This window comes from Nocardia sp. NPDC004722 (assembly GCF_053601505.1).
Window position 1 is genome coordinate 1 of record NZ_JBSGBY010000776.1, and the last position, 3,365, is coordinate 3,365.

3 protein-coding genes are annotated in these 3,365 nt (G+C 70.4%); 1 reads left to right on the top strand and 2 read right to left on the bottom strand.

Annotated features, from left to right (window positions below; translation table 11 throughout):
- A partial coding sequence (locus ACWELQ_RS41625) for an oxidoreductase (RefSeq protein WP_452402492.1) occupies positions 1–804 on the bottom strand: 804 nt, incomplete at its 3' end.
- The gene (locus ACWELQ_RS41630; RefSeq protein ID WP_452402493.1) at positions 801–2,447 is read right to left on the bottom strand and encodes a nitrilase-related carbon-nitrogen hydrolase; all 1,647 of its coding nucleotides are present in this window, start codon (positions 2,445–2,447) and stop codon (positions 801–803) included. The genes ACWELQ_RS41625 and ACWELQ_RS41630, both read right to left, overlap by 4 nt.
- Positions 2,448–2,701: 254 nt before the next feature.
- Between ACWELQ_RS41630 and ACWELQ_RS41635 the strand changes: the two genes are divergently transcribed.
- Positions 2,702–3,340 (top strand): hypothetical protein, encoded by a 639-nt coding sequence (locus tag ACWELQ_RS41635; RefSeq protein WP_452402494.1) that lies wholly within the window; start codon positions 2,702–2,704, stop codon positions 3,338–3,340.
- Positions 3,341–3,365 lie beyond the last annotated feature (25 nt).

Below are 3,365 nucleotides of genomic sequence, written 5' to 3' on the forward strand. Positions count from 1 at the left end.
CCACCGGTCGCGGCAGCACGCGGTCGCCGCCCCACAGCGCGCGCACACCAGGCGCGCGGTGAGTTCGGGCCCGAACATGCGCTCGCCCATGACGTTCGCTGGATCGCGCTCGGCGATATTGCGGCGGACGCGCAGATCGCGGGCGGCCAGCTCGGCGCGCTCGGACTCCGGGACGGTGTCGGCGTCGTCCACCCAGCTCAGCCACTGCTCGACCTTCCCGGTCAGCAGCTCGGCGACGGTGTCGAGATTGGGGCGGGTCGGCGGGAACGAGTAGCAGTAGGCGGTGGGGGACAGGCTGGCGCGGATGAATCCGGTGCGGCTGGTGAACCACGTGAAGTCCGGATGCTCCTGTTTGAAGCTCAGCCACGGCGCGTCGGCGTCGGCGTAATAGCGGTCGTAGTAGTCGCCGTCGCCGACCAGATCGCCGCGCGGCACCCCGTCCACGTAGAACCAGCCCTCCGGCCACAGCAGCAGCGCCGAACCCAGGTGCGGCACCCGCACCTGCGGGCCCAGCCAAGCGGTGAGGTGCATGTTGACGAAACCGGTTGCGGGATCACCGATCCAGGAGTGCACCAGCCAGTCGATCTCCGGACCGGTGTAGGCGGCCAGGCTGCCGGACGGGCCGCCCTCGCCGCCGTAGGAGTCCAGGTCGGCGGTCGACGGGTCGCGAGTGAGCTCGAACCGCGCCTCGATGCGTGCCTTCAGCCGCGCCAGCAACGCCTGCCATTCCCGAAAGGTCTCGGTGACGTCGGTGCGGGGGTTCTCGTCGACCATCTGCTCGACGTGCTGGAGGGTTTCCTTCATGGCAGCTCCGGTTCTGTTGTGGCGGTCACGGATTCGCGGGTGAGGGCAGCCGTGGCGGCGAGCGGTCGCCCCGCCACCAGATCGGTGCCTCGTGACACTCGGCGGTTGATCGCCTGTGCCGGGCGGACGGTTGCGATCAGGCGGTCCGCGCCCGGCGGCGCCGCGCTCACCTCCGGGTGGCTGATGACGCCGGTGAACGGGCCCTGCCAGGGCGTCCAGAGGGTGAAGTCGGGGCTGAGCGCGTAGACCGCGGCGGCGAGCCCGCCGGCCGGATCCAGGCCCGCGGCAACGATGTTCAGCCGATTCTCGGCCGCGCGTTCGGGCAGGCCGAGCTGGTGCTCCCAGGGCTCGATGGGTGCGTGCGCGACGGCCACGACATCGGCGTCGGCGAGGGCGGCCAGTCGGAAGGTCTCCGGGAACAACGCGTCGTCGCCGACCACCAGTGCCAACCGGGCCCACGGCGTTTCGAAGACCTCGAGCCGGGATCCGAGCTCGGTGAGCCAGGGATAGCGGCGGGTGCGATGCAGCTGGGCCTGTCGGCCGCGCACACCCTCGCTGTTCACCAGCAGTCCGACATGCGCGCCTCCGGAGCCTACGGTCAGCACCGCGTGCGCGAGTGAACCGCGCAGTGCCGCGACCACCGCGGTGACCGCCAAGGGCCGCGAGAGCGATTCGGGCACCACGATCAGTTGCGCACCGGCCGCGGCGGTTTCGGCGATGAGATCGGTATCGGGGAGCGTCACCGCGACCCGCTGGGTCTGAGCCGCCGCGGCGGTGCGCACGGAGTTCGCCGCGGTCAGCAACATGGTGTAGAGCCGGGGGCGGCGGGCGGCGAGGAGATCGGTGCCGTCGGGCCGGTGTTTGTCGTCGGCGCGGCGAATGTCGATGTCCGCCACCACCACGGCCTCGCCGCTCGGGGGAGCCTTGGCCACGGTGGTGCCGTCCGGGGCCACGATCTGGCTCTCGCCCGCCCCGTGGAGCCGATCGGCCGGCACGCCCAATTTCGCGGCGATGGCGGGCAATTGATCGTCCGGCAGCAGCGGGCCGACCTTGTTGGCGGCGATCACCCACACCTTGTTCTCCGCGGCGCGCACCGGAATGTGCAGGCTCGCTTCATCGGTGGCGAAGGAGTTGAGGCTGTTGAGCAGCACTTGCGCGCCGCGCACCGCGAGCGAGCGCGGCACCTCGCAGATCACGCCCTCCATACAGGCGTAGAGGCCGAGGCGGCCCAGCGGGGTGTCGATGATCTCGGAATCGGTGTCGCCACGGTCGAGATGGTCGTTTTCCGCGCCCATGAGGATCTGCTTGTCGGATTCGCCGAGCAGGTTGCCGTCGGGTCCGTAGAGCAGGCTGGTCGCGGTGGTGCGGCCCTCGGCGCGGGCCAGGGTGACCCCGATCTTCACATACATGCGGTGGCGGGCGGCGCGCTCGGCGATGGCGGTGAGGAAGGAACCCCCGAGCCGGCAGGCCATTCGCCGCGCGTGAGACCGGTCGGTGTACCACGATAGGTGGTTACAGAACTCGGGCAGCACCAGCAGCTCGGCGCCGTCGGACGCCGCGGCGTCGATCATGCGCAGGCAGGTCTCGAGATTGGCCGCGACATCGGTGCCGGCGGCGAGCTGGGCGGCGGCGACTCGCGTCATGAACGCGCACCTCCTGATCCTCAGCGTTTCGGAGATCGAAACACTGTTTCCGTTTCCGATTCTGTACCGGTCGCCGGAATCTGTCCAGTGGGCGGCGAAGATTTCCCGCCGAGGCGCGGCGGCGTGTCAAAAGTGGCTGTTTCCAAGCGGTTACGTGCTCGTTCGCGCTTGACACCCATCGCCGGCGACGGTTCAATATGGCAACTGCGAAACCGTGTTTCCCTATGCGAAACGCGGGTGTGGAGGTGAGGCGCGTGGGACGACTGCTCCTGCTGATCGCCACCGCGGCGGCCGGGCCCGCCGCCGGAATCGAGATCGCGTTGCTGTGCAAACCGCTCGGCGGCGCCACCGGAATGCCCGGTGCGGTCGTCGGCTACATCGGGCTCGCCGCACTGGTGCTCGGTTGCGCGGCGATCCTGCCCGCTCACCGGTGGCGGCTGTTGTGTTCCGTGCGGCGCGGCGGGATCGCGGCACTGGTCGCGGGCACGGGACTGATGGCCGCCGGGCTGATCTCGACCATGTGGGGCCTCACCGCCGGTGTCCTCGTGGCCGGGTCGGCGGCCGGTCCGCTGCTGGTGGTCGCGCTGGCCGAGGCGAGTGTGCGCGGCTTCCACGCGGCCATGTCCGCGGGCGCGCTCGCCGGAGCGGTCGGCGCGACGGCATTGTTCGAACGGCCGGGCCTCGCCTTGGCCATCGCGGGCGGTATCGCCGCGATGGCGGGATCGGCTGCGGCGGTGGCGAATCCGGTCTCCGGCGCCGGATTCGACGGCGGGCTGCGAGCCGGTGCGCGGCGGCTGTGCCGGTCGCTGATCCATTACGGCGCAATCGGTTTCGTCGCGGGCGCTATGGTGCTCGCTGAATTGCGCGAAACACGCAGAGCGGACAGGCGTTAACGCGATCTTCACCAATGGGCCCGTC